The organism is Petralouisia sp. (genome assembly GCF_056822245.1).
Genome location: NZ_JBQIOP010000026.1, coordinates 1 through 22,307, shown reverse-complemented (window position 1 = coordinate 22,307; position 22,307 = coordinate 1). Strand labels below are relative to the sequence as shown.

Annotated in this window: 24 protein-coding genes; 4 read left to right on the top strand and 20 right to left on the bottom strand. The window is 47.4% G+C overall.

Translation table 11 applies throughout. The features are described 5' to 3' along the window. Positions 1-11 precede the first annotated feature (11 nt). The 17 genes from purN to ACTO17_RS11515 form a co-directional block, all read right to left on the bottom strand. Positions 12-659, bottom strand: a complete 648-nt coding sequence (purN, locus tag ACTO17_RS11595; protein WP_482558047.1) for a phosphoribosylglycinamide formyltransferase — start codon at positions 657-659, stop codon at positions 12-14. After that, complete coding sequence (purM, locus tag ACTO17_RS11590) at positions 653-1,678, bottom strand: phosphoribosylformylglycinamidine cyclo-ligase (protein WP_172538277.1); 1,026 nt, start codon at positions 1,676-1,678, stop codon at positions 653-655. The genes purN and purM overlap by 7 nt, the downstream gene beginning before the upstream one ends. A 92-nt stretch (positions 1,679-1,770) precedes the next feature. Beyond that, positions 1,771-2,271: a 5-(carboxyamino)imidazole ribonucleotide mutase gene (purE, locus tag ACTO17_RS11585; RefSeq protein WP_482558046.1), complete on the bottom strand. Its 501-nt coding sequence runs from the start codon at positions 2,269-2,271 to the stop codon at positions 1,771-1,773. Positions 2,272-2,312: 41 nt separating this feature from the next. After that, positions 2,313-3,842, bottom strand: a complete 1,530-nt coding sequence (locus tag ACTO17_RS11580) for a methyl-accepting chemotaxis protein (protein WP_172538275.1) — start codon at positions 3,840-3,842, stop codon at positions 2,313-2,315. Positions 3,843-3,868: 26 nt separating this feature from the next. Further along, positions 3,869-5,941, bottom strand: a complete 2,073-nt coding sequence (locus tag ACTO17_RS11575; protein WP_482558045.1) for an aminopeptidase — start codon at positions 5,939-5,941, stop codon at positions 3,869-3,871. A gap of 34 nt (positions 5,942-5,975) precedes the next feature. Continuing rightward, positions 5,976-6,293 (bottom strand): DUF6142 family protein, encoded by a 318-nt coding sequence (locus tag ACTO17_RS11570; protein WP_172538273.1) that lies wholly within the window; start codon positions 6,291-6,293, stop codon positions 5,976-5,978. Then, positions 6,265-6,744 (bottom strand): VanZ family protein, encoded by a 480-nt coding sequence (locus ACTO17_RS11565; protein WP_172538272.1) that lies wholly within the window; start codon positions 6,742-6,744, stop codon positions 6,265-6,267. Before ACTO17_RS11565 ends, ACTO17_RS11570 begins: the two co-directional genes overlap by 29 nt. An 11-nt stretch (positions 6,745-6,755) precedes the next feature. Next, the gene (locus ACTO17_RS11560; protein ID WP_172538271.1) at positions 6,756-6,908 is read right to left on the bottom strand and encodes a hypothetical protein; all 153 of its coding nucleotides are present in this window, start codon (positions 6,906-6,908) and stop codon (positions 6,756-6,758) included. A 29-nt stretch (positions 6,909-6,937) separates the two neighbouring features. After that, a complete protein-coding gene (gene pyrE / locus ACTO17_RS11555; protein ID WP_172538270.1) occupies positions 6,938-7,612 on the bottom strand; it encodes an orotate phosphoribosyltransferase in 675 nt (224 codons plus the stop codon). 206 nt (positions 7,613-7,818) lie between these two features. Further along, positions 7,819-9,603 (bottom strand): dihydroxy-acid dehydratase, encoded by a 1,785-nt coding sequence (ilvD, locus tag ACTO17_RS11550; protein ID WP_482558044.1) that lies wholly within the window; start codon positions 9,601-9,603, stop codon positions 7,819-7,821. Further along, positions 9,596-10,378 (bottom strand): FadR/GntR family transcriptional regulator, encoded by a 783-nt coding sequence (locus ACTO17_RS11545; protein WP_482558043.1) that lies wholly within the window; start codon positions 10,376-10,378, stop codon positions 9,596-9,598. The genes ilvD and ACTO17_RS11545 overlap by 8 nt, the downstream gene beginning before the upstream one ends. Positions 10,379-10,406: 28 nt before the next feature. After that, on the bottom strand, positions 10,407-11,522 hold the full coding sequence (locus ACTO17_RS11540; protein WP_172538015.1) for a D-TA family PLP-dependent enzyme: 1,116 nt from the start codon (positions 11,520-11,522) through the stop codon (positions 10,407-10,409). Continuing rightward, positions 11,515-11,979, bottom strand: a complete 465-nt coding sequence (locus ACTO17_RS11535) for a RidA family protein (protein ID WP_172538016.1) — start codon at positions 11,977-11,979, stop codon at positions 11,515-11,517. The genes ACTO17_RS11540 and ACTO17_RS11535 overlap by 8 nt, the downstream gene beginning before the upstream one ends. A 12-nt stretch (positions 11,980-11,991) precedes the next feature. Then, positions 11,992-13,128 (bottom strand): iron-containing alcohol dehydrogenase, encoded by a 1,137-nt coding sequence (locus tag ACTO17_RS11530; RefSeq protein ID WP_482558042.1) that lies wholly within the window; start codon positions 13,126-13,128, stop codon positions 11,992-11,994. A 1-nt stretch (position 13,129) separates the two neighbouring features. After that, positions 13,130-14,206, bottom strand: a complete 1,077-nt coding sequence (locus ACTO17_RS11525; RefSeq protein WP_482558041.1) for an N-acyl-D-amino-acid deacylase family protein — start codon at positions 14,204-14,206, stop codon at positions 13,130-13,132. An 11-nt stretch (positions 14,207-14,217) separates the two neighbouring features. After that, a complete protein-coding gene (locus tag ACTO17_RS11520; protein WP_482558040.1) occupies positions 14,218-14,742 on the bottom strand; it encodes an amidohydrolase family protein in 525 nt (174 codons plus the stop codon). 78 nt (positions 14,743-14,820) lie between these two features. Continuing rightward, on the bottom strand, positions 14,821-16,308 hold the full coding sequence (locus ACTO17_RS11515; protein WP_482558039.1) for a sodium:solute symporter family protein: 1,488 nt from the start codon (positions 16,306-16,308) through the stop codon (positions 14,821-14,823). A 353-nt stretch (positions 16,309-16,661) separates the two neighbouring features. Here ACTO17_RS11515 and dgoD point away from each other — a divergent pair, with 353 nt between their 5' ends. The 4 genes from dgoD to ACTO17_RS11495 all read left to right on the top strand — a co-directional run bounded on the left by dgoD (position 16,662) and on the right by ACTO17_RS11495 (position 20,275). Next, positions 16,662-17,810: a galactonate dehydratase gene (gene dgoD, locus ACTO17_RS11510; protein ID WP_482558038.1), complete on the top strand. Its 1,149-nt coding sequence runs from the start codon at positions 16,662-16,664 to the stop codon at positions 17,808-17,810. Between the two features lie 27 nt (positions 17,811-17,837). After that, entirely contained in the window at positions 17,838-18,500 is a 663-nt protein-coding gene (locus ACTO17_RS11505) for a bifunctional 4-hydroxy-2-oxoglutarate aldolase/2-dehydro-3-deoxy-phosphogluconate aldolase (protein WP_482558037.1), read from the top strand. A gap of 19 nt (positions 18,501-18,519) precedes the next feature. Continuing rightward, positions 18,520-19,542 (top strand): PfkB family carbohydrate kinase, encoded by a 1,023-nt coding sequence (locus ACTO17_RS11500; protein ID WP_482558036.1) that lies wholly within the window; start codon positions 18,520-18,522, stop codon positions 19,540-19,542. 172 nt (positions 19,543-19,714) lie between these two features. Next, positions 19,715-20,275: a MerR family transcriptional regulator gene (locus ACTO17_RS11495; RefSeq protein ID WP_482558035.1), complete on the top strand. Its 561-nt coding sequence runs from the start codon at positions 19,715-19,717 to the stop codon at positions 20,273-20,275. A 318-nt stretch (positions 20,276-20,593) separates the two neighbouring features. Here ACTO17_RS11495 and ACTO17_RS11490 read toward each other — a convergent pair whose 3' ends face one another. The 3 genes from ACTO17_RS11490 to ACTO17_RS11480 form a co-directional block, all read right to left on the bottom strand. Next, complete coding sequence (locus tag ACTO17_RS11490; protein ID WP_482558034.1) at positions 20,594-21,007, bottom strand: DUF3788 domain-containing protein; 414 nt, start codon at positions 21,005-21,007, stop codon at positions 20,594-20,596. A 32-nt stretch (positions 21,008-21,039) separates the two neighbouring features. Further along, entirely contained in the window at positions 21,040-21,456 is a 417-nt protein-coding gene (locus tag ACTO17_RS11485) for a pyridoxamine 5'-phosphate oxidase family protein (RefSeq protein WP_482558033.1), read from the bottom strand. A 377-nt stretch (positions 21,457-21,833) separates the two neighbouring features. Then, a partial coding sequence (locus tag ACTO17_RS11480) for a hypothetical protein (protein ID WP_482558032.1) occupies positions 21,834-22,307 on the bottom strand: 474 nt, incomplete at its 5' end.

Sequence of the window (22,307 nt, the reverse complement as noted above, 5' to 3'; positions counted from 1 at the left end):
TCTGTTCTCAGTCAGTCCGTTTCTTCTCCAGGCTCATCCTGAAGCAGAACTTTGCCGTTTTCCACATGGATTTTTCCATTGGCAATCAAATCAATGGCCCGGGGCAGAATCTTCCACTCTGCCTGCTCCATCACCCGCCGCTGCAAAAGCTCCGGCGTATCATCCTGTTCCACCATCACCGGCTGCTGCAGAATAATAGGGCCGGTGTCCGTTCCCTCGTCCACAAAATGCACGGTGGCTCCTGTCACTTTCACCCCCCGTTCCAATGCTCCTTCATGCACCTTTAAGCCGTAGTAGCCTTTGCCGCAGAAGGAAGGAATCAGGGAAGGATGAACATTGATGATGCGGTTTCGGTACTTTTTAATCATGATTTCCGGCAAAACCACCAGAAAACCGGCAAGTACCACCAAATCAGCCTGATAGCTGTCCAGTTTTTCCAGAAAGGCTTCATTGAACTGCTCCCGGCACTGAAAATCTCTGGGAGAGATACACGCTCCCTCAATTCCATGGGTTCTGGCCCGCTCCAACGCATAGGCTCCTGAATTGTTGCTGATTACTGCAGCTATGGTTGTATTGGTAATGGTTCCCCGCTCAATTCCATCTATGATTGCCTGCAGATTTGTGCCGCCGCCGGACACGCAAACTACAATTTTCAGCATAAGGTAACCCCTTTCTCTCCCTCTTCCACTCTGCCGATTACATAAACCGTTTCTCCTGCTTCCTGAATGGCTTTTACGGCTCCTTCTGCGTCTTTGGGATCTACCGCCAGTACCATGCCGATTCCCATATTGTAGGTGTTATACATCATTTTTTCTTCAACCTGGCCTTCTCTTGCCATCATTTTGAAAACAGGCGGAATCTCGTAACTGTTTTTCTCAATGACCGCATGTTTTCCTTCCGGCAGCATACGGGGCACATTTTCATAAAAACCGCCGCCGGTAATATGGCTGCAGGCTTTAATCCGGATACCTGCATCTTTCACTGAACGAAGGGCTTTTACATAGATTTTGGTAGGCGCAAGCAGCGCTTCTCCCAGGGTTTTTCCCAGCTCCTCATGATAAGTGTTCAGAGTTTCCTGATCCATTTTAAATATTTTCCGCACCAGGGAAAATCCATTGGAATGCACGCCGGAGCTTGCCATGCCAAGCAAAACATCCCCGGCCTTTAATTCTTTTCCGGTAATAATATCTTTTTCATCTACCACGCCTACTGCAAATCCGGCAAGATCATATTCCTCCTCCGGATAAAAACCGGGCATTTCCGCTGTTTCTCCGCCAATCAATGCGGCATCGCTCTGGATGCATCCTTGAGCCACACCGCTGACAATGGTAGCGATTTTCTCAGGATAATTCTTCCCGCATGCAATATAGTCCAGGAAAAACAAAGGCTCTCCGCCTGCGCATGCAATGTCATTGACGCACATTGCCACACAATCAATTCCAATGGTATCATGCTTATCCAGCAAAAAAGCCAGCTTCAGCTTCGTTCCCACTCCGTCTGTGCCGGATACCAGCGTGGGTTTTTCCATATCCTTGAACTTCTCCATGGAAAAGGCGCCGGAAAATCCGCCAAGCCCGGTCAGCACTTCCGGCCGCATGGTCTGCTGCACATGCTTTTTCATCAGTTCTACTGATTTGTAGCCTGCCTCAATGTCTACGCCTGAATTCTTGTAATCCATTCTCTTTCCTCCTAAATCTTTCCTGTATCTCTGTCTGAATTTCCTCTGCTCCCGAATCAAATCTGGCTCCGTCTCAGGGTGTTTTGGGTTTCTCAATAATTCTTATATCCTACTTCCTGCAGCCGGGCGTCCTTCGCTTCCACCTGCTCTTTTAATTTCATGGAATAATCTTTCAGTTTTGCAAGCAGCCCTTTGTCTGAAGTTGCCAGAATTTTGGCTGCCAGAAGCCCTGCATTGGCGCCTCCGTTGATTGCCACTGTTGCAACCGGGATGCCTGAAGGCATCTGTACGATAGAATAGAGAGAATCCCTGCCGCCCAGTGATGTGGTATGCATGGGAATTCCGATCACCGGCATTGGGAAAATTGCGGCGCACATTCCAGGCAGATGGGCTGCCATTCCTGCCCCTGCAATAATTACCTGAAATCCCTTCTCTTCTGCCGTTTTGGCATATTCAAAAAATACATCCGGCTCCCTGTGGGCTGAAATAATTTTCATTTCATATTCAATTCCCAGCTCCGCTAAAATGTCCGCCGCCTTTGCCATTACCGGCATATCTGAGTCGCTGCCCATTACAATTCCTACTTTTGCCATAAACTTTCTCTCCTTTATCTAAGTAATTTTTCTGTTTCCTGCTAATCCTGATATTTTTTAAAGCCCTGAACAATTTCCTGGACGCCGTTCAAAAGCTGCTTGGCCTCCTGAGCCTCTGCCTGATTCTGCTGGCTTCGTTCCTCTGCTTCAGACGCGCTGGCAGAAACCTGCTGGCTGGTGGCCGATAACTGGCTGATGCTTTCGATAATCTTGTCATTGGAATGCACCAGATTCTTAATCTTGGAATCAATATCTTCAATCCTCTGGGTCAGCGTATCCACATTATCACGGATTGCCATAAACCCTCCGGCTGTATTCTCAATCATTTCATTCTGCTTCCTGCTTGCCTCAATGGAAACTCCCACAATATCCACAGCGTCCTTTGCGTTGGTATTCAGCTCTTTTACAATTCCGGCAATCTGTTCTGTAGACTTTCTGGTCTGTTCTGACAGTTCCCGAATCTGATCCGCAACCACTGCAAATCCACGGCCCGCTTCTCCTGCCCTCGCGCTCTCAATGGATGCATTTAACGCCAGCAGATTTGTTTGACTGGAGATCTCAAAAATAACCTCTGTGATCTGTTCCACTTCTTTTGCCTTATCCTGAAGCTGAGACATGGATTTTGCCACCTGGGTATTGGTTTCCCCAATGGTCTCGGCGCCTGCCCGCATCTGGTTCATCATATCCATGCTTTCCTCAGCCATACGGGCAGACGCCTCCGCTGCCTCCACCATAATCCTGGCATTTTGAGCGGTTTCTTCAATGGCGTCTTTAATCTGGGAAGTCATCTGGGTCTGCTCCTGCACGCTTTCCGCCGTTATCTGGGTGCTGACCGAAATCTCCTGAATCGAACTGTGCACTACCTGGGAAGAATCCCGCAGATGCTCCACCAGGTTATCCGTATGGCCTACTTCCGACTTCACCGCTTCTGAAATACGGATAATATCTTCCATCATCATATTCTGCCTTGCCTGCTCGTCCTTAATGGCCCATATGGTGTCATGGTCAAAATTCTTTGCCGCTCTGGCAGTTACATGATAAGTCAGAGCAACCGTAATACCGATGCAGACGCTGACCAAAGTCAGTTCATCTCCCGTCAGGCTGCCGGCTGCCGCCAGTACAACGCCCCGCAGAACCATAAAGGCCATGATTCCTGCAAAGGCCCTTTTTTCAAACTTCCTGTCATAATAGAGAATCAGGGCAATCATCATCGGAAATATGTAAGTGCAGGCCAGAACGCTTTTAGCCGTCAGCATCATATACCCCCAGCCTGCCAGAAATGTTCCCAGCATTACATACCGCAGCGTCTCACCGGACCTGTCTTTAAAATACATTCCAAAGCTTACCAGCGTCCCCAACAGCAAAACAGCCACAGGAAGAGCCGCCATCTTCCCATAGGAAATGTCCTTGGATACAAACTGGCTCAGCAAAGCCAGGGTAAGGGGAATATCCATAAAAGCCATCAATAAAAGCACCGTCTGATTTGCCTTGGCATCCCGGGCCGGCTTTTCGCTGTATTTACGCACAACCATCTTTGTTTCTGCCGCCTTATTATTTGTTCTCTCCTCCATGTTGTTCCTCCGTAATCTCTATTTCTTTAATCTAATGGTTCGTTCAGCAATTCCGTTCCCGGCACTGCAAATTTACCGTCCCGTATCACATCCACCCAGGCGCCGTCCTTTTTCTGCACCGTAATTCGATCCAGTTCATCATAGGGAATGGTAATGTCTGTATGGCAGTTAAAATAGGCTTTCTGCAGATCCTCCTTCCGGAGTATGGACACCTCATTGTCTCTTGCCACAATTTCTTTTCCGTCCGGATTAAATACCGGAGTGTCCTCTGCCAGACTGTAGCAGGTGTCCCCCACCGCAAAATGAGGCCCTGTTTTCTCTGCAATCAATATGGGCAGTTTATCCTGAATCTGGTACTCCATCCCCATCCGGTAAGCGGTGGTATTGGTTCCGATGGCAAATTCCCCCAGCGGAAGCGTCTCATGATGCTTCAGCAGATTTTCCTTTAAAAATGCCTGATTTTCTGCTTCCGTCCCAAAATTTTTACAGGAATACCGGCTGATCATGCCGTCCTTAAAATCCACTTCCAAATCCAGATATTTCATTCCGTTCAAATATACCTGCGTCACATGGAGATGGCCGTTGGTTCCCTGCAGCCTGGGGGAAGTAAACACCTCGCCCACAGGAATATTCACATCCGCCACGCAGTTCTCAAAGGCAGTCTCCCGGCTTCTGTCCTTTAACGGATACAGGGCAACCGTCAGATCTGTGGTATTTTTCCCTTTTCCGGTAATGCGCACAGATTCCCCTTCATCCAGTACGTCAATGATTTTCTGCTGCATGTCCCGGTATAACTGATAATCAAGGGTATTCACTTTCACCGTTTCCGCGAAAATCTCCTCAAACCGGAGGCCAATCTCAGGAATGGGATAGGCAATTATGGTAAAACTGCGTTCTTCTCCCTTAATATACTGGTTGGTTACCTGCATTGCCTGATTGGAATAATAGACATTCAGCTTCTGCTGCTTCTCGTCAAACTGCCATGCATAAGGATTAGCCTTCGGTTCAAATCCCGCTTCTCCAAAGGTTTCCACCACTGCAGGCCCGCCGTACCAGGAGGCTTCTTTTTTCCTTGCTTCATAGGCGGTTTTTAACACCTCAAGCCTGCGCTCCACCAACGCCTTGTCCAGATAAAGAGCCCGATCCGACTTGTGATCGTACTCATACTGACGGTTGGGAGAAACACTGACAATGCTGCCGCTTCCATTTCCCCTGCCGGAAAAAGAAAGCTCGCCGGTCCGCATCACCACCGGCTGCAAACCCATTTTCTCAAAATTCTTCACTGCCGCGCGCATCATCCGTTCAAAACCAATGGGATAACGCAGGTCTGCAAATTTCTTTTTCGACAGCTCCTTTCCTGTCACCTCAAAGCCAATCCGGTATCCTTCGGTATAAGTATCTGCCATTGCCTGAATCTGTTCCTCAGACATCCGGTTTAAAAACTCTGCCGTTTTCTTCTCATTCTCCGAAATATAAATGCCGTAGCGGTAAAGATACCGCAGATCCTTTAAATCGCTGTCCATAATGATACGGGTGTAAAAGTCCATCTCTGGATTAGTCTGGGCCATCACGCCCATTTCTGTAAACACTTCCCCGTAATCGTGGAAAAACCAGTAAATCACCTGCTGTACTTCCTTTTCCTCCGGCAGTTCTTCCTGCTCAAAAAGGTTGTAAATTTCCACCAGAAGCTCACTGAATATGGTAATGTCATAAATTCTGCCTTCGTAAGCATAGGGAATCAGCGAACGGAGATCCGCATATAATGCTCCAAGCAATTTGCCGTAGGGTTCTCCAAGTTTCAACACTGCATACTCCGGATTTCCATAGCTCTCCCCATAATGCTCCGGCAGTATTTCTTCATAGAGAGAATAGTTCTGCCTGCTCATTTCCTCCAGGCTCTTTTTATCCCATGCACCGGAAGTCACTTCTTTTTCCAGCCCTCCAAGCCTCCGGAGAAAAGACGCTCCCCGGCGAAAATAGTCCAGGTACGGCTGCTTTACCGTCTCTTCTGTTTCGATCTGTTCCAACCGTTCCAGTACCAGAGGATACCGTTCTTTTACCGCCTCACGGTATGGCTGCCAAACTTCACAATAACCCATCTTTCCAATCTATCCTTTCCAAATCGTCTGTTTCTCAGAATCCAAGCATATACACTGCCACCCAGCCTGCCAGTGTGAGCACAGAACAAATGCTGCCCAGCACCGGAAATAATTTGTAACTTTCTTCCTTTAAACTGGAGAGCCCGATCATCAGCGACACCAATGACACAAACAACGCAAATAGGCCTGCGCTTCCCACATATACACTGGCATTTCCGCCGTTTTGTATGGAAAACGCCACCATCCCAACGCCTGCAAACACAGAGCACAATGCAAGCATCAGAGATATTTTTCCTCTTCTGGAATGCTTTTTCCCTGCAAATTTAAACCCGCCTTTTTTCTTTTGTCTCATAATTTCTCCTTACCCGGTTCATCCAATAAAAAGTCAGGCAGCCCATTGCGCCTCCTATGGTATTCAGCAGCATATCGTCCACGTCAAAGCTTCCCACTTTCGACACAAGCTGAATGGTTTCCACCGCAAGGCTGACTTCAAAACTGAAAAATACAGTATACAGAAAATTCCTGCATCTGGGATACAGAATCGGCAAAAAAAATCCAAAGGGAACAAAAGCCACAATATTTCCCACCAGATTCAGCAGCACCGCCTTCGTTCCCAACGTATGCCGATGGACAATAAAACGCCTGATTTCCTTAAATAACTCCAGATTATAGTGATAGGTACGGCCCTCAAAGGTACGGCCGGTGCTCTCTGCAAAAAAAAGGAAATAGGCCAAACAAATAATATAGACTCCGAACATGATTCTGCTGCATATCCGGAGTGTTTTTTTATAATCTTTCTTCAATTTATCCGCCCTTAAAATATGATATCTGATTTACGTTTTAAGATTCTGGCGCCGCTGACAATAGACAGAACCCCGCAGGCAATTCCGCATACCAGGACAATTACCCCCAGCGCAATATTTCCGGCTCCTGTTACTGCCATTGTCTTGTATATTTTTTCGTTCATTCCAAACCTCCGAAATAATCTTCCAAATCTTAATTTGCTCCATACTGGGCATAGTAATTATCTATGGCCGCTTTCATTTCATCATTAATATATATATTTCCTTTATATGGTTTATTATACAAATATTCTGTAACATCTTTCATGGTAACAATGGCGTTGGCATCAAAGCCGTAAAGCTCTTTGATTTCTTCTAACGCGCTCTTTGTTCCCTTGCCCCGCTCCATCCGGTTCAAAGACACCATCAGGCCCTTAATCTCAATATCGGCCTGGGAACGGATAATGGGCACTGTCTCTTCCATGGACTTGCCGGAGGTGGTAACGTCCTCAATAATCACAACCCTGTCCCCGTCTTTCAGCTTGCTGCCCAGTAAAATTCCGGCGTCTCCGTGGTCTTTCGCTTCCTTCCGGTTGGAACAGTAGCGGATTTCTTTGCCGTATAATTCGCTGTAGGCCATAGTGGCGGCAACGCTTAAGGGAATTCCCTTATAGGCCGGTCCGAATAACACGTCAAAATCATCCCCGTAATGCTCATGAATGGCCTTTGCATAATATTCCCCCAGTTTGCGGAGCTGCGCGCCTGTCACATATGCGCCTGCGTTCATAAAAAACGGGGATTTCCGTCCGCTTTTTAAGATAAATTCTCCGAATTTCAACACCTGGCAGTCTACCATAAATTCAATAAATTCCTGCTTGTACTGTTCCATGTCTATCTAAATCCTCCTGTTGATGCGGGTTCCCGCGATTTTACTCCTCAAATACGGTTTTATTTTACCATAACATGTTTAAAATAACAATTCTTTTCCTTTGATTTTCTCCACAATAAAAAGCAGGCGGCTGCACTGTATCATTGTTCTGAAAATTACAGTACCGAATGCCAAAAAAGAGCCTGCAGAATGCAGACTCTTTTTCATCAATCCATATACGCGCCCTTCATCGCGCTCACCGCATGCTGGGCGTATAATTTCAGCAATCCCCTGTCATATTTGGAGGTAAAGCCTTTCCAGTTGTTCTTTCTCTCTTCCAAAACCTTCGCAATCTCTTCCTCCGGCAGCTCTTTGCCCTGAATGCCTACGATGGCCAGTTTGCGCCCTTCCACGTCAAGCTCAATCAAGTCTCCTTCTTCTACCAGGGCTATGGGGCCGCCGGCGGCCGCCTCCGGTGATACGTGCCCAATCACCGGCCCTCTGGAAGCCCCGGAAAAACGGCCGTCTGTAATCAGAGCCACGGACGCCGCCAGTTCCGGATCAGAACAGATGGCTTCTCCGGTATAGAACATTTCCGGCATACCGCTTCCTCTCGGTCCTTCGTAGCGGATAAATACAGCGTCTCCCGGCTTGATTTTTTTCTTCAGTACTGCGTCAATGGCCTCTTCTTCGCTGTCAAAGGGCTTCGCCGTCAGTTTCGCTCGGAACATTTCCTTCGGGCATGCCGTATGTTTGATCACGGCTCCTTCAGGCGCAAGATTGCCCCGCAGAATGGCAATGCTTCCGTCTGTGCCCAGGGCATGGTCAAAATCACGGATAATGTCATTTGCTGCAATTTCTTTGCCGATAGCCTTGCCCTTTTCTTTCAGGATTTCACTGCAATGCTGATAGAACCCGTTCTTTTTCAGCTCTTCCAGATTCTCTCCCAGGGTTTTGCCGGTGACGGTCATCACATCCAGGTGCAGAACTTCCTTAATCTCTTCCATAATCCTGGGAACTCCTCCTGCATAGTAGAAATACTGTGCGGGCCAGTCGCCTGCCGGACGGATATTCAGCAGATAATGGGCTCCCCTGTGAAGTTTGTCAAAGGTATCGGCGTCAATTTCAAATCCAAACTCATGGGCAATGGCAGAAATATGCATCACCGCATTGGTGGAACCGGAAATAGCCGCATGCACCATAATTGCATTCTCAAAACTCTTCATGGTGACGATATCTTTGGCCTGGATGCCCTGCTTCACCAGCTCCATCAGCTGCTGTCCGGCCTTGTATGCAGCCTCTTTCAGTTCCGGCGCGGTAGCAGGCATCAGCGCGGTGCCCGGCAGCATCAGTCCCAGCGCTTCCGCCATCACCTGCATGGTGGATGCAGTTCCCATAAAAGAACATGCGCCGCAGCTAGGACATGCGTGCTGCTTATAATAAGTAAGCTGTTCTTCCGGTATCTCGCCCCGCTCAAACTGTGCGCTGAACTTGCCGATCTGCTCTAAAGTCAGCAGTTCATTAATCTTACAGCCCGGATCATCCGACAGATATTCCGACTTCACTGCCGTTGCTTCCATTACGCCTCCGGTAACCACAACAGCGCTCATCTCCTTATTGCGGCCAATGCTCATAAGCATTGCCGGAAGCGCCTTGTCGCAGCTGGAAACAAAAATCCCGCCGTCAAATGTTGTGGCGCCTATCTGGGCTTCCACCAGATTTACAATTGCATCTCTGTGAGCCAGGGAATAATTGATGCCGTCATGGCCCTGGGCCATGCCGTCGCACATGTCGGTAGCATAATAGCGCGCCGCTTTGCCGCCGTTTTCATCTACTCCCTTTACTGCTTCTTCTACAAAAACATTCAGATGGCCGCTGCCCGGATGGCTGTTGCCGTAGGTGCTTTCCACAATAATCTGCGGTTTGCCCAGGTCTTCCACTTTCCATCCCATTCCCATTCTCAGCGGGTCCATCTCCGGAGCAATCTTTCTGATCTCCTGACTTTTATACATGGTCGGACCTCCTGTTTTCATCTTCTATGATATCTTCTGCCGCATTATTTTTTCGAATTACCAGTTTTTCCAGTGTTTCGCCCCGCCGGAGGGCTTCCCGGCGCAGCTCCTGGCCGTTATAGGTCAGATGCATCAGCATCATATCCTTTGCCCACATAGGATTGCGGGCCTTTAAGGCCTCTAAAATATCTCTGTGCTTGGCTTCCGTCTCTGGCTCCGCTTCCCGGTGTGTATATTTGATAAACAGATCCACGCTCTGGCGAATAATGGGAATCAGCTTTGGCATCACCAGATTTCCGCATGTTTTTGCCAGATAAATGTGAAATTCCACATCCACATGGAGCCGCTGCTGCTTTAAGCCGGACAGACGCTCCATTTCTTCACAGATTCCCTCCAGTTCTTTTAACTGCTCGTCTGTGATATTCATAGCCGCCATATAAGCAATATCCGGCTCTAACAGCATTCTGATCTGATGCAGATCCCAGGTCAGCCGAAACTGTTCCGGTATTCTCTTAAGCCCCAGAGGATCTCCCACGTTCCCCTTCCCATCAGAAAGAAAAGTGCCCGAACCCTGCCGCACTTCCAAAATATTCTGGGAAACAAGAATCTTGATCGCCTCCCGGATGGTTCCGCGGCTGACCTTTAGCTGCTCCGCCATTTCCATCTCTGTTCCCAGACGGTCGCCGGTCTTTAGCCCCTTCATTCTGATGTGTTCCAACAGCCCGTCGGCAACCTGTTCTGCCAGCGTACTGCCATGTTCTTCTTTTTTCTTCATACCCCAGACATCTACTTTCTCTTATTCCTCAAATCGACAGCTTCCGGTTTCTCGCCGTCACTTCCCACCAATCGGTGAGCTTCCCTTTTTCAATCACCGGAACCGACGGATACAACGCGCTGGTAGGGCATACGTGCATCGGAACGGCAAACATAACATCTCCCACCTTCGGCATATCCGCCCTGTGCTCCGGCGGAAGCTTCACAACCCAGTGTTCTTCATTCTGAAGAACGGTCGTTGCATATTCCATGCCGACAAGGACAGCCCGTTCCGGATTCGGATCTGTGGCTACCGCCTTAGTTCCCATATCCAGGGTAAAGGTATCCTCTCCCTGCACGCTGATTACCCTGGTCAGCACTGCCGCTCCCGGCTCAAAGGGGAGATCCGGATAAGCCGCTGCATAGCCGGCGTCCTGTATGACACAGGTTCCCGGACTTAAATAATCCCTGTTTAACTTCTGATGGCAGGGGAAGGAAGGGGTGCCGCCGAAAATGATAATCCCGCAGTCCATGCCGCTGTCTCTCAGCGCATGTTTCATGGGCTCTATCTGTTCATTCAAAGCAGTCACTTCTCTGTTTCTGACCTGACAATCACTTTCATGGCGGTGCCCGTCATAGCAGTGCATGCCCCGCATACAAATCCCCGGCAGTTTCGCCCACTGGCGGTAAACCGCTTCCACCTGTTCCATGGGCACTCCGGTCCTGTGCTGTCCGGTATCCACATCCATCAGCATTTGTATCTCTGTCTGTTCTTTGACGGCTGCCATGGCTGCCAGTTCCACCTGCTCTGTGCAGTCTGATATGGCAAAGAATTCCGTCTCCGGAAATGTTTTTGCCAGAGTCAGAAAACGTGGAATATTGGGCCCCACCAGAGGATAGGCCAGAGTCACTTTTTTTGCGCCTGCGGCCGCGCACATTTCCGCCTCCGCAATGGTTGCGCATTTAAACCTGTCTATGCCGTACTGCATCTGCAGCTTGACAACTTCCGCCATCTTATGGGTTTTCACATGGGGCCAAAGGCGCTCCGGGCCTTCGGCATATGATATCATTCTCTGAATATTTTCTTCTATAATTTCTTTATAATACACCAGCTGGGGAGAAATTACCGATTCTTCTCCCTCAAAGGAATATCTCGTCTTATTCATATTCTACCAGAACTTCAATTTCGCAGGCAATTCCGCCGGGTGTGGCATTGGTGCCGATGGCGGTACGTGCCGGAAGTCCCTTTTCCTCTCCAAATATATCTAAAATCAACTGGGAACCGCCGTTCACAACCTGAGGCTGCTGTTGAAAATCATCTGCGCTGCGGACAAATCCCAACACTTTCACAAAACGTTTAATCCGGTTCAAATCTCCCAGCTTGTCATTTAAGTTGGCCAGCAGGTTCAGGGCGCAGTTGCGGGCTGCCTTCTGTCCCTCCTCCACAGTCAGATCTTTTCCCAGAGTTCCGATTACATTCTCATCTCCGATGGCCGGGCCGCATCCGCTGCAGTACAGAAGCTTATCGCCGAATTCCTGTACCGGTGTGTAGATTCCGCCTTTTGCCGGAGGCTCCGGCAAGGTTACTCCAAGCTCTTTCATTTTTGCATATACATCTGCCATTTTCTTTTCCTCCTATTCGCAGAGCCATTTCATGGCTTTTCTTAATTTTTCCGCCTCCTGGGGACAATCTTTCACAAAGGGGCTGTGATAGAGATCCTGATATAGTTTTTCCACATTTTCTTCTGTGGGTTCAATTCCGATATCTTTTAAAGTTAAAGGCATGTCAAAAGAATGCATCATCTCCCGCAAAGCCGGAATCTGATCCTCCTGCCCGTTGAAGGACAGCTGCATGCTCTGGCCTACGGCCACAATTTCGCCGTGGATAAAATCTTTTGCTTCCTGTGTGAAATGCGTGCGGATCAGCTCATAGCACTCATGTCCGAGAGCCGTCTGCCCAAACCCTTTGCTGCATCCGCTGATTACGCCTGCCACTGCAATATTCAGGTAAGTGATATCCTCCACTTCTTTGGTCAGCTTCCCTTCCCTGATATCCGAAACGGCCTGAACGCCGCGTTTCCGGTAAGTATCCATTGTATATTTGGCCAGTGTAAATGCTGTCACAAGTCCCACGTCAAATTCCTCAATGGTAATATTGTCATGGCCGTTCTGCATCTCCACCATCTTGGCCATGCCGTCTAAAATGCCGCTTGCCGCATAGCGGGCAGGCTCTTTGACAATCACGTCCATGTCCACCACGATGGCATTCACTTCAAAATTATGACGAAGGCTTCCCAGAGAGGCCCCTTCTTCCGTATACATCACGCTTAAGGGCGCAAAGGCCGCGCAGGTGGCAATGCTTGTAGGCGCCTGAATAATGGGAAAATGCCCGCTTCTTGCCCCGGTCAGTTCTCCGGCAAAATAAGCCGCCGCTTTGGCCTGATCCATAATGCGGCCGCCGCCCACTCCCAGGATCACGTCGCATCCCCGCTCAACTGCCTGCGCCGCATGCTCCCTGGCTTTTTCATAGGTATTCTGCGCCGGATAAAGAGACAGCTCATATTCGATTCCGGCGTCTTTTAAAGCTTTTTCAATTCTTCCCTCTGTGGCTTCCCAGGCCCGCGGGCCGGCAATAATCAGAGGCTTATCGCCCAAACGGCGGATCTCCTCCGGAAGCGTCTCCAATGCCTCCCTCTGCTGAATGTAACGTCCGCAGCCGAATTTCCAGGCATAATCCAGTTTGATTTCCTCCAGGCTTCTTGCTTCTGCCATCTTATTTTCCTCCTGCCAAAATATTTCTGCCGCTGCAGATATGATTCAGCCATTGATCATCCTGAATCACAAGAGCCCCGTTGACAAACAGATATCCCAGTCCGTCTGCCAGACGCGCCGGGTCCTGGAAGGTTGCATGATCCTGGAACGTTTCCGGATCAAATACCAGAATGTCCGCATAATTGCCTTCCATCAACACGCCTCGGCCTTCAAGCTTCATACGCTCTGCCGGCTGCCCGGTCATTTTGTGTATGGCTTCCTCCATGGAAAGCAGCTTTCTCTCTCTGACATATTCCCGTATCACCTTGGGAAATGCCCCGTACATGCGGGGATGGGGCGTATCTGTCTGTGCATAAATTGCGTCTGAAATAAAGTTGGAATAGGGCAGCTTTGCCACCGTATCAATATCTTCCTGACACATGCTCATATTGATAATCGCTGTTTTCCCGTTTTCACTGTGCATCAAATCAGCGGCAAGGGCTTCCGGGTCTTGATATCCGAACTGCTTTGCTGCCTCTGTCACTGTCATGCCAAGCATTTTCTGAAATCTTTCCTCTGTCACACCACTGATTATAATACGTTCCCAGCCTAATGTCACGCAGAAATTGTCCCAATCCTCATAGGGTATGCGGCTCAGCCTGCGGAATTCCTCCACCCCTTCTTCTGTGCCCAGCTTTTCCAGCGCGCCTGTCATATCGCCGGCCACAAATACCGGCGGAAGCATGGTAGTAAGGGCTGTGCTCCCTCCCTCATAGGGATAGAAGTCGCAGGTCACATCCTGCCCCTTGGCCCTGGCCTCTTCAATCAGCTGAATCGCCGTATGAATGTCTTTCTGCCAGTTCTGAACGCCGCAGCTCTTAAAATGGCTGATTTCCAGCGCGCACCCGGCTTCCTTGGCAATTTTGATAACTTCTTTGATGCTCTCCACCATACTGTCGCCTTCTCCGCGGATATGGGTGGTGATCACACGGCCGTATTTTCCCACCGGTTTCAGAATGTAGGCAAATTCTTCGGTGGAAGAATAACATTCCGGCAGATACATAATTCCCAGGGAAACCCCTGCCGCTCCGCGCTTCATGGCGTCCTCAATCAAATCCCTGGCTTTGTCCAGTTCCTCCTGTGTATAGGGCTATCTGCAAATCCCTTTACCGTAATTTTAACCGCTCCCGTTCCGATCATGGACGCAAAGTTCAAAGGAAGCCTGGCAGAATCCAGCGCTTTCAGATAATCTTCATAGGTTCTCGGAAGGGTGAGTTCCATCGGCCCTAACACCGCTTCGTCAAAATCATACATTTCTCTTGCGCCCTCGTCTGAGGAAGGGCAGGGCGTCAGGCTGATTCCGCAGTTTCCCACCACTGTGGTGGTAATGCCCTGGGCCAGTTCTCTTTTTCCGAACTCCGGATCATTTAAAGGTTTTGCATCGCAGTGCCTGTGAATATCCACAAACCCCGGGCAGACAATTTTCCCCTGCACATCAATCACCTGTTCTGCCTCTGTTTCTCCGATACAGCCAATCTTTTCGATTTTGTCGCCGTTTATCAGGACATCCTGCTGTTTTGCCGGATTGCCCAATCCATCATATAACATACCGTTTTTTAATAATATTGTTCCCATAATTTCCTCTCCTGCCGCCAATGACAAAATGGGGGCTGAGTTCCCCCACCCCCCATTTCTGGTCAATTGCTATGTATTCTATTCACCGAGACGCGCGTCAAATACTGCTTTTACACGATCTGCTTCCGGTGTTGTATCTGCCGGAGTTACAAGACTTACAATCACGCCGAATATCAATGTAATAATTGTAGCCGGAACTGCAGCGCCGCCCAGGTTTGCATCTACCCATCCGCTTACAGACGGAAGCAGCAGGTACAGAATACCGAACACTGTACCGGAGAAGATACATGCCAGACCGCCCTGCCAGGTAGCCCGTTTCCAGAAACGTCCCATAAACATACATACAGCAACGCCCGGAAGCAGGGAGCCTACCACTTTCTGGATGTAGGTAATAACGTCATTTACAAAAAGCGTAATCAGGAATGCGATTGCCAGGGTAACCACCAGAGCAATTCTGGAGTACTTGGGATAATCTTCTTCCTTGATCTTCTTGCCTGTCACGCTGGGATACACGTCTGTCAGAAGAATTGTGATACCGGAAATGGCATCGGAATCTCCGGAGGACATGGTTGCGGACAGACCTGCAATCATCAGCACCAGACCGAATACCGGGCCGAGCACATGGGTTGCCATAAAGGAAAAGGCATAGTCTGCGGATTCCAGTGTCACGCCCTGTTCTGTTGCAATTGCAAATGCGCTCATACCGATTACAGCTGTTACAAAACTCCAGAAAAACAGCATAATGCCGGAGCTTAAGAATGCTTTCTTTGCCGTTCCCTTATCTGCAGAAGTATAAATACGTGTACGGTGCGTTGGTGTGCCGATAACGCCCATGTAAGTGGACAGCACCAATGCAAAAGCCGCCATCATACCATAGGAGCCGATTCCGTAGAATCCCATAGCGCCGGATTTGCCTGCCGCGTCAAATGTTTCCGCAATCTTTGCATATCCGCCTGCCGCCGGAATAGCTCTTACAGCAATGAGTGCGAAACCTGCAATAATTACGCAGAACTGCACTGCGTCTGTAACAACCACGGCCAGATATCCGCCGATAAATACATATACTGCAAATGCCAGTACCGTAATCAGCTTGCAGAGCACATCATCCAACCCTGTGATGTACGCCAGATATTTGGAACCGCCGTTCATATGGTTGCCCAGCCAGATAATTTCAATCACGAACATCATAAATCCCATAACCTGACGCACAATCTTTTTCCCGCCGTAATAATACTGCGCCTCTTCTGACATTGTGATGAAATTTTTCTCACGGATGTTCACAAACATCAGCATGGAAAGAATACCTGTGGAAGCGCCCAGTCCATAGATAGCGCCGCCCCAGCCATGATTGAAGCCGTTTCCGATAGCGCCCATGGATGAACCTGTACCGATCATCGTAGCTCCGACCGTACAGAAAATCAGGAAAAATCCAAGGTTCGAACCACCCGTCAGGAAGTTTGAACCGCCTGTTTTTCCTCTTGTTGAGAGAATGCCTACCGCGATCATAAAGCCGATGTAAAGAAGAAAACCGACAATAAACAACGGTACATACCTAGAATCTAACATAAGATCCCTCCTTTAAATTTTTCTCTGTGCAGTTTTGTTGGACAAATTGCATTTTTTTGTCCAACAAATTTTGTGCTTCTTAGAAATTACTACATTTTTGTAGTTTTGTCAATGAATCAAAACCTTTTTCTTTGGCATTTTCTTTATTTTGTCATATATGTATTAATTCTCATTCTATTTTTTATGCATAATGTCGAATTGTTTTTCCATGCCAAATGGTATATTATGATTATAAACAATTCTGCTCTTATAGGACGGATTTCCCAAACCCGTATGAATTTGTCAGATTCGTCCTACAACTTTATATTTTATTAATAATTTGGCAAACACGTTTCAAAAAGGAGGAAATCACAGTGAAAATCACAGAAGTAAACACTTATACCGTCCGCCCCAGATGGGGATTTGTGGAAATCATGACAGATGAAGGCATTACCGGATGGGGCGAGCCTGTCCTTGAGGGCCATTGCAGCACCGTTCTCGCGTGTGTACAGGAAATGAAAGATTATCTCATCGGCGCTGATCCCAGGAATATCGAAGACATCTGGAGCACCCTCTACCGGGCCGGCTTCTACCGGGGCGGCGGCGTTTTGATGAGCGCAATCTCCGGCATCGACCAAGCCCTCTGGGATATCAAGGGCAAATCTCTTGGGGTTCCGGTTTACGAGCTTCTGGGAGGCGCATGCCATACCAAAATGAAAGTATACAGCTGGATCGGCGGCGACCGTCCCTCCGACGCAGGCGCAGCCGCCCTGGAAAAGAAAAACGCCGGTTTCCAGGCTATCAAGATGAACGCCACCGAGGAGCTTCAGATGATAGATACCTATGATAAAGTAGACGCTGTTCTGGAGCGGGTAGCCGCCATCCGGGAAAGCTGCGGAAAATATTTCGGCATTGCCATCGACTTCCACGGACGCGTGCACAAACCCATGGCAAAAGTTCTGGCCAAAAAGCTAGAGGAATTTGATCCCATGTTCATCGAGGAGCCGGTGCTTTGCGAAAACATGGAATATTTTCCGGAAATTGCCGCTGCCTGCAATATCCCCATCGCCACCGGAGAGCGTCTTTTCAGCAAATATGACTTCAAACGGCTTCTTCAGACCGGCGGCGTAGACATTATCCAGCCCGATTTAAGCCATGCTGGCGGTATTACCGAGGTGAAGAAAATCGGCTCTATGGCAGAGGCCTATGACGTTGCCTTGGCTCCCCACTGCCCCCTTGGCCCCATTGCCCTGGCAAGCTGCCTGAACGTAGACGCCACCTGTTACAATGCGGTCATTCAGGAGCAGAGCATGGGCATTCATTACAATGTAGGCAAGAGCGTGCTGGATTATGTAAATAATAAAGATGATTTCAAGTTTACTGACGGCTATGTAAATCTGCCGAAGCTGCCTGGACTTGGCGTAGACGTAAACAAGGAACTGGTGCTGGAAGAAAGCAAGACCAATCACAACTGGAAAAATCCGGTATGGCGGCATAAAGACGGCTCAATAGCAGAATGGTAATCGGAATCAGCGAAAAAGGAGATTGAAATGAAACCCACAAGAGAAGAGATTATTCAAAATGTATATGACAATAAGATAATTGCCATTGTACGGGGCATGGAGCCGGAGCATTGCGTAAATCTGGCCCGGGCGCTGTACGAAGGCGGCATCAACATGGTAGAAATTACTTTTAACCAGAAAAGCACAGACCATTTTGAAGCGACAACCAAAGCCATCCGGGCCATCAGCGAAGAGCTGGCAGAACAGGTTATGGTAGGCGCCGGAACGGTGCTGACAAAAGAACAGGTGGATCTGGCAAAAGAAGCGGGCGCTCTTTACATCATCACCCCTTCCACCACCCCGGAAGTCATCCGCTACGCAAAAGAGCAGGGAATGGTGACCATGCCCGGAGCCATGACTCCCTCCGAAATTGCAGCCGCCTACGAAGCCGGCGCAGACTTCGTAAAAATTTTCCCGGTGGGCAATCTGGGGGCCGCCTACATCAAGGCTGTCAAAGCCCCCATGAGCCATATACCGGTACTTGCAGTGGGCGGCGTCAACGAGAAAAATGTTGCGGAATTCATCAAAGCCGGCGCCATCGGAGCCGGAGTAGGGGGCAATCTTGTGAATGCCCAGTGGATTCAGCACGGTGAATTTGACAAAATCACAGCATTGGCCCGGGAATTTGTAACCAACGCAAAAGAAGCTTAACAGAAAGGAAAATAAAACAATGGCAAAAATAGTATGTTTTGGTGAAATTATGATGCGTCTGAACCCGGAAGGATATCTCCGGTTCGTTCAGGCAGGAAGCTTTGAGGCAAGCTATGCAGGAGGCGAGGCAAATGTAGCTGTTTCTCTGGCAAATTACGGCAATGACGCTGCATTTGTAACAAAACTGCCGGACAATGATTTAGGCCAGTGCGCCGTCAACAGCCTGCGCCAGTTCGGCGTGGATACCTCCGGCATTGTCAAAGGCGGCCCCAGGCTCGGCATTTATTTTGTGGAAAAAGGCGCATCCCAAAGACCTTCCAAAGTCATTTACGACCGGGCAGGCTCTTCCATCGCTCTGGCAAAACAGGAGGATTTTGACTGGGACAAGATTTTTGAAGGGGCCGACTGGTTCCACTTTACAGGAATCACCCCGGCGCTGGGCGGTGAGAATCCTCAGATCTGCTTAGATGCCTGCAAAGCCGCAAAGGCAAAGGGCGTAAAAATAAGCTGCGACCTTAATTTCCGCAAAAAACTCTGGACCAGCGAACAGGCCGGAACAGTCATGGGCGAACTGATGCCCTATGTGGATGTGTGCATCGCAAATGAAGAGGACGCAGCGGATGTATTCGGCATTCATGCAGAAGGAACTGATATCAACACCGGAAAAATCAGCCGGGAAGGCTATATCGGCGTGGCAAAAGAGCTGTCTGATCGTTTCGGCTGCGAATATGTGGCAATCACTCTGCGGGGCAGTATTTCCGCTACAGACAACAAATGGGCAGGCATGCTTTACAAAGACGGACAGGCATGCTTCTCTCCGGAATATCTGATCCATATTGTAGACCGCGTAGGCGGCGGAGATTCCTTCGGCGGCGGATTGATTCATGCCCTCAGCCATGGATATGAACAGCAGGACGCTATCAACTATGCTGTGGCGGCATCCTGCCTGAAGCATACCATTGAGCATGATTACAATCTGGTATCCGAAGCCGAGGTTAAATCCCTGGCAGGCGGAAACGCATCGGGACGGGTGCAGAGATAACAACTTAAAATAACTTCTAAATTTATTTACTTTGGCAAATGATTACTTTCAGGCCGCTGAACCATGATTTTGACGCAACATAAGAAAAATCATGGTTCAGCGGCCTGTTTATATCAAAAACATATTGACTCTTCCGCAGCGTAATGTTTTAAGATGAAACCGGAAGGAGGGAATGATGAAAACGGTAAAAGATGTAGCAGCGATCACCGGAGTAAGTATAAGGACACTGAGATATTATGATGAAATAGGTTTGTTAAAGCCGGCAAAAGTAACAGAGGCAGGATATCGCTTATACGACAGCAAGGCAATCGAGCGATTACAGGAAATCCTGTTCTTTAAAGAATTGGAGATTCCATTGGAGAATATAAGAAAGATTATGGAACACCCTGCTTACGATAAGGAACAGGCTTTGTTCACTCAAAAAGCCTTGTTAGAGCAAAAGCGAAACCGGTTAAACGGGATTATCGAGTTAATATCTGATGTAATGAAAGGAATCAATACCATGAGCTTTGAAGCATTTAACGAGAAAGAACTGCAGGAAATTTTAGACCACACATTAGAATGTATGCCAAAAGAAACACTGAAATTTACAAGCAATTTATGGCGGCAAAAGAAACGGACAATGAACACGCAGCAGCAAAAGCCGTCGAGCGCCTTGCCGAAAATTATAAGAAAATGTTCCGCCTTGACAATGCAAGGAATATACTTTTGGATTTGGCAAATGAATATCTGAACTTTCCAAACCTGGCAGAAGCAACCGACCGTCAATTTGGAAACGGCTGCTCTGAATATGTTGCGTATGCTATTCGAACATATTACGGCGTTTAGTTTTTTCTTATACAATCTGCGGCTGTGTCATAAAATCTGTGTAAATAAGCGGTCTGAAAATTTGATTTGGGCTGCTTGATTCCTTTACTCAAAGTGCCAGAAGCCAGTCAGGGCAAGAGGTTCAGCCTTTACGGGCTTTTGGCATTTTGATAAAATTCATTCTGGCAGTCCAGAGGACTTACACACATAATCTGACTTTATATTTGGATCTCGCCAAAATCCATTACTTCCTATTCGGCTTTCTTTTAATGCCTAATAATTTAATTAATTCATGAAACATTGATGTATCCGTCGGTTCAAACATTACCCATTTACCATCATGATAGGTTTGTGCCTTATCATAAATTTTTTGAACTTGTTCGGAATAATTATTTCGTTCCGTTTCAAATTTTTCTCTCTCAGCTTTTCCGAAGATAATCATAAAACCTATTCCATGTTCTCTTGCATACAGTGCACAAAGCGTTTTGCCGCCTCGCCGGTATTTATACTCATAAGTCCATGCTTTACCGCCTTTATTCCACTGACATTCCATTTCATACTTTTCATCAATTAACATGCACAGCTGATTCCATACATCATATAAAGATTGCCCAACTAAAGCTGTCATTTCCTCTGCATCCGGTATTTTACCAAGCATAGTTGTTTCTCCTCCAAAATAAAATCTAAGGTCTAAAATTCATACTTTGTTCCATGTGACAATAACAGTCCATCGGTTAATTCTACACGTAAAATTACAGTGTTTTCATCATCAAAGTTATTATGTCCGTTATCAATCCATTCTGCAAAAACTTTTCTCAGTTTATCAGTAATCGCAACATTTTCTTCTTTCCCAAAATAACCTAAATTGACACCTTTTCCATGCGCTGTAAACCAATCGCCGGCAATTGCAACAGCAGAATTATTTTCAATCTGTTTCATTTTATTTGAAAGCGCATATGTAATGATATAAAATGCTTTATTCTCATAATAAGCATTTACATACCGCACATACGGCATATCATTTTTTACTGTTGATAACGCTATAATCGTGTCTCTTCCAAAACGCTCAACCATTATTTTCTCAGCTTCCTGATTCCAATTGCCCATAAGTTATCTCCAAAATTTTTAGGGTACTGATTTGATTATACCACTAATATTATAAAAGTAAAAAAATAGAACTTTATATTCAATACATGACAAGGCAAATTACCTACTCAATGGAAGTGTTAGAATTTTTGTGGGCTGTGTCATAAAATCTCTGTAAATAAGCGATCTGAAAATTTATTTTGGACTGCTTGGTTATCTTGTCCAAAATGCTGGAAGCCAATAAAGGCAAGGGTTTCAGCATTTACAGGATTCTAGCAATTCGATAAAATTAAAATTGTAGTTCGGACAATTTACACAGATAAAATGACACTCTCAATTACACACTTTCCATGCACTTTTCATTGATTCTTAATTTTTAATTATGCTCATTTCAGCGTCTACAGAATCTCTTTTTTTATTTCTATTATTTCTTCATCTGATAAATACGGAAAATAATCCCTTAATTCATCCACTGTTAATTTTCCGTTCTCTAACATTTTTTGTATTGTCCCTTTTGCTACTTGTTTCGCTGCCTCCTTTCGCTCGCTTTCCACATAAGCGCGCATTACCTGCTCTTCATCAAACAATGTCATCATCATGTCCACAACCTCCTTTTCCCTGCTCGATAGATACTCTTTCAGAACATCCCTGTCTTTACAGATATTGATGGTATTGGTAACTGCTTCCCTGGTTCGTCCATATAATTTCACTTGCTCGTCATATACTTTTGTAAAGGCGACATATTGACTAATAATATCATTGTTCTTTCCGTCGTATATCATTTTTACCTTTACATCAATGGCACAGTCTTCCCCATTGAAAAACTCTTCTGAGAGAGAAACATATTCCGGCTTGCTTACCCTTTTTCCGGT